4 protein-coding genes are annotated in these 4,752 nt (G+C 41.5%); 3 read left to right on the top strand and 1 reads right to left on the bottom strand.

What is annotated here, in order from left to right:
• Positions 1–25: 25 nt before the first annotated feature.
• Complete coding sequence (gene fabI, locus IQ246_RS28885; protein ID WP_194006719.1) at positions 26–802, bottom strand: enoyl-ACP reductase FabI; 777 nt, start codon at positions 800–802, stop codon at positions 26–28.
• A 378-nt stretch (positions 803–1,180) separates the two neighbouring features.
• Here fabI and ntcA point away from each other — a divergent pair, with 378 nt between their 5' ends.
• The 3 genes from ntcA to IQ246_RS28870 form a co-directional block, all read left to right on the top strand.
• On the top strand, positions 1,181–1,852 hold the full coding sequence (ntcA, locus tag IQ246_RS28880) for a global nitrogen regulator NtcA (protein ID WP_010998529.1): 672 nt from the start codon (positions 1,181–1,183) through the stop codon (positions 1,850–1,852).
• 168 nt (positions 1,853–2,020) lie between these two features.
• The gene (locus IQ246_RS28875; RefSeq protein ID WP_194006718.1) at positions 2,021–3,511 is read left to right on the top strand and encodes a DUF3084 domain-containing protein; all 1,491 of its coding nucleotides are present in this window, start codon (positions 2,021–2,023) and stop codon (positions 3,509–3,511) included.
• Between the two features lie 135 nt (positions 3,512–3,646).
• Positions 3,647–4,752: RNA-guided endonuclease TnpB family protein (locus tag IQ246_RS28870; RefSeq protein WP_194006717.1), on the top strand; the 1,106-nt coding region annotated here is incomplete at its 3' end.

Raw genomic sequence — 4,752 nt, 5'->3', positions numbered from 1 at the left:
CCCAATGCCCCATTCCCAAATCGTATTACATTCCCATAATTTCATATCCTGCATCTACATAAAGAACTTGTCCGGTAATTCCGCTAGACAAATCGCTACATAAAAAAGCCGCAGCATTGCCAACTTCTAACGGAGTTACAGTGCGTCGTAGGGGAGCTACTTGCTCCACGTGATGAATCATATCTAAAATTCCGCCAACCGCCGAAGATGCCAAAGTGCGTATGGGGCCAGCAGAGATGGCATTCACCCGGATATTATGTGAACCAAATTCAGCTGCCAAGTAACGCACACTTGCCTCCAAACCTGCCTTAGCAACTCCCATGACGTTATAGTTGGGAACTGCCCTGACACCGCCTAAATATGTGAGGGTGACGATACTACCTCCCTCTGTCATTAACGGTTTAGCCGCGCCACTTAACTGTGCAAGCGAGTAGGTGCTGATTTCTAGAGCTGTATTGAAGCCAGAGCGAGAAATTTGGCTAAAATCTCCAGTCAAATCGTCTTTGTTGGCAAAGGCTAGGCAATGGATGAGAATGTCTAACTTTCCCCACTGATCGCGGATGGTCTCAAAAGTAGACTGAATCTGTTCGTCATTTTGGACATTGCAGGGAAGAAATAAGCTGGGGTTGAGGGGTTCTACTAATTCTGCGACTTTTTTCTCCATCTTGCCGCGCTCATCTGGCAGGTAAGTAATACCCAGGTTCGCTCCTGCTTTGTGTAATTGTTGGGCAATACCCCAGGCGATCGAGCGGTTATTGGCAATACCTGTAACTAGGGCGTTTTTTCCAGTTAGATTAAGCATAGAAATTGTAAATGCGATCAATCACTAGGAGCATACTAGAATCTGAGGCTACTTTGTCTTTGTTTTGTAGGTTATTTGTAAAAATGAATATTGGAAAGAGTTTTTACTGCCAAAAAATTATTATTTTTTTCTTAAGATATTCACAATATATTTTCAATTGTTCTTCAAAAAATCTTTTTAATACATCTTTTTTCACTATATATCAACAATTAATAGCTCAAAAGTTCAACTATTATGTATCATTGTAAACAAAGAGTTATGAAGCAATAAGTTGGAGTATAGGAAAGTACAGAAAGGTTGACGGTGCTTTATTGATTTTTCAGGTGTATTCTTAGGTAATTGGTTTTTGTTTTTCCGGCATTGGGTAGGGGAAGGGAGATGATCGTGACACAAGATAAAGCCCTAGCAAATGTATTTCGTCAGATGGCGACCGGGGCGTTTCCGCCAGTTGTGGAAACGTTTGAACGCAATAAAACCATCTTTTTTCCCGGTGATCCTGCCGAACGAGTTTATTTTCTTCTCAAGGGTGCTGTGAAACTTTCCAGGGTGTACGAGGCAGGAGAGGAAATAACGGTAGCATTGCTGCGGGAAAATAGTGTTTTTGGTGTGTTGTCATTGCTGACGGGAAATAAGTCAGATAGGTTTTACCATGCGGTTGCATTTACCCCTGTAGAATTGCTGTCGGCACCAATTGAACAGGTTGAGCAAGCTCTCAAGGAAAATCCAGAATTATCTATGTTAATGCTGCGGGGTCTTTCTTCGCGGATTTTACAGACAGAGATGATGATTGAAACTCTTGCTCACCGAGATATGGGTTCTAGGTTGGTAAGTTTTTTATTAATTCTTTGTCGTGATTTTGGTGTTCCTTGTGCAGATGGGATCACAATTGATCTGAAACTATCTCATCAAGCGATCGCTGAGGCAATTGGTTCTACTCGCGTTACCGTCACTAGGTTACTGGGAGATTTACGTGAGAAAAAGATGATTTCTATCCACAAGAAGAAAATTACTGTGCATAAACCAGTTACTTTAAGTAGGCAGTTTACTTAAAAGCAATTGGGGGACATTATGTGGTGCATATTGTGTTTTTAGAGATCATAGCCACAATCGGAGGTAAATCTAAACATTGAATAACTTCAGCTATTGCCAATTTTGGCTCCCCCACAGAAAATGATTGAAAGTAGTAGGCTGTATCTGGAAGCGTTTTGGTAGCTGAAGATGACCACCGGGTACATCCTCATTGCAGCGATTTTAATTGTGGGAGGCTTAATTGCAACCGTGGGCGATCGCATTGGCACACGAGTTGGCAAGGCACGCCTCTCACTATTTAACCTACGCCCGAAAAACACTGCTGTACTGGTAACTATTTTTACGGGTGGTTTGATTTCAGCATCGACTTTAGGAATTTTGTTTGCTATTGATGACGGATTGCGTAAAGGAGTCTTTCAGCTAGAGGATATTCAAACAGACCTGAGACAAAAACGGGAACAGTTAAAAACCGCAGAAGCCCAAAAAAGTCAGGTAGAGAATGAGCTAAACCAAGCAAAAGTTGAACAAGCAAAGGCGCAGCAAGATTTACAGGCAATTAATCAATCCTTGCAAGCGGCCAATGCCAAGCAAAGACAAACCCAAGCTCAGCTCAACCGTACCATTAGCCAACAAGCTAAGACCCAAGCTCAACTCCAAGGTACTCAAAGCCAGCTGGGTCAAGTGGTAACTCAATATAAACAAGCCCTAGCTGAACTGCAAAGCCTTTACAATCAACGAAAAGGACTGCAAGCGGCAGTTGAACAACTTAAAACAGAAAGGCAACGACTGTACGCCGAAGCAAAAAAAGCCATTGACGAAGCCAAAACAGCCATTGAAAAACGCGATCGCGAACTTGCTAACCGTCAGGAAGCCATTGCACAGCGCGATCAAAAAATTGCCAAACTGGATCAACTGATTCAAAAACGCAATTTAGAAGTTGCAGTGCGAGAGCAAGTTATTGCTAAACGGGAATCTCGCCTTCGAGAATTAGAAAAACAACAGGACTATCTAGAAGAAGAAGTCGCTAGGCTAGAAAAATATTATCAGTCCTATCGTGATCTGCGTCTGGGTAAGCTGGCTTTAGTTCGCGGTCAAGTGATTGCGGCTGCTGTGGTTCGCGTTAACCAAGCCACCGCAGCTCGTGAAGCTGTAATCCGACTTTTACAAGAAGCTAACCGAAATGCCAACCTCGAATTAAGTGAGCCTGGTACAAATCCTGGAAATGTAGAGCTACTGCGTGTTACCGAGGAGAGGGTAGAGCTATTGAGCAAGCAAATTCAGGATGGTCGGGAGTATGTAATGCGAATTTTTTCCGCTGGTAACTACGTTAGGGGAGAAAAGCAAATAGAATTTTTTACCGATACTGCGCGGAATCAACTGGTCTTTTCCCAAGGTGAGGTATTAGCTACAACTACTGCCGATCCCAAAACTATGACATCCTATCAATTGAGGCAGCGGTTAGATTTATTGATTTCTGCTTCCCAATTTCGGGCGCGTAATGCCGGAATTGTAGAAAGTGTGCAAATAGAAGGTACTTTTTTGCGCTTTGTTAGCCAATTGGGGCAGTACCAGCAGCCATTGGAGATCAAAGCGATCGCAGCAGTAAATACTTATACAGCCGGGCCATTGAGAGTAAAACTAGTGGCAATAGTCAACGGGCAAGTTATTTTTAGTACTTAAAAAATTAAAAATTCAGCGTGATATTAAAAATGTTTACCAAAAACATGGGTTTAAAGCCTCGCCCTTGAAGGGCGACTTTGCTTAATTTAAAAAGAAAATGAGTTTTTAGCTTCATATTTTTGGTAAAATACTAAGATGAAAACACTGAAGTTGAAGCTATATCAACACAAAAGAAATAGATACCTCAAGCACATAATAAATGCTGCCGGGGTAATTTATAATCATTGCATTGCTCTACACAAACGCTACTATCGGATGTGGGGCAAGCATTTAAGTTGTGCAAAACTTCAGTCTCACATTGCCCAGTTGAGAAAGCGTAATTCATTCTGGCAATCAGTAGGTTCTCAAGCAGTGCAAGATATCTGTCAACGCATCGAGAAAGCCTACCAATTGTTTTTTAAACATAACAAGAAAGGAGTAAAACCCCCAGGATTTAAAAAAGTTAAAAAATACAAGTCCTTCACCCTCAAGCAAGCAGGCTATAAATTTTTGGGGGGCAACAGGATAAAAATTGGGAATCGAGTTTATCAATTTTGGAAATCCAGGGAGATTGAGGGAACACTCAAAACTCTAACCATTAAACGTACACCATTGGGTGAATTGTTTATGGTTGTGGTTGTTGATAATGCTAGTCAAGCAGAAGTTGAAGTTAAGACGGGTAAAATCGCTGGCTTTGATTTTGGTTTGAAAACATTTCTCACTTGCTCAGATGGTACTAAAATTGAATCACCCCAATTTTTTAAGCAGTCCCTAAACGCTATCAAAAAAGCTAGTAGACAGCATTCTAAGAAACTAAAAGGTTCAGTTAATCGAGAACGAGCTAGAAAGAATTTGGTATGCAGATACGAGGATATTTCCCATCGTCGGCGTGATTGGTTTTGGAAATTAGCGCATGAACTAACTGATAAGTTTGATGTGCTGTGTTTTGAAACACTAAACCTCAAAGGAATGCAGCGTCTTTGGGGTCGAAAGATATCAGATTTGGCTTTTGGTGAGTTTATACAAATATTAGAATGGGTTGCCAAAAAGAAGAATAAATTTGTTGTTTTCATCGACCAGTGGTATCCCAGTACGAAGACTTGCTCTTGCTGTGGTCATGTTTTAGAAAGTCTTGATTTGTCTATCAGAGAATGGCGTTGTTCGGGTTGTCAGTCAATTAATGGTAGGGATGAAAACGCCGCACTCAATATTCAAATGGTTGGGGCATCAACCATTGGGTTAGGCGATGTAAGTCGGGCTTT

The organism is aff. Roholtiella sp. LEGE 12411 (genome assembly GCF_015206995.1).
GTDB lineage: Bacteria > Cyanobacteriota > Cyanobacteriia > Cyanobacteriales > Nostocaceae > Komarekiella.
Note: the sequence above shows the minus strand (reverse complement) of the source record. Positions and strands in the feature narration are given on the sequence as shown.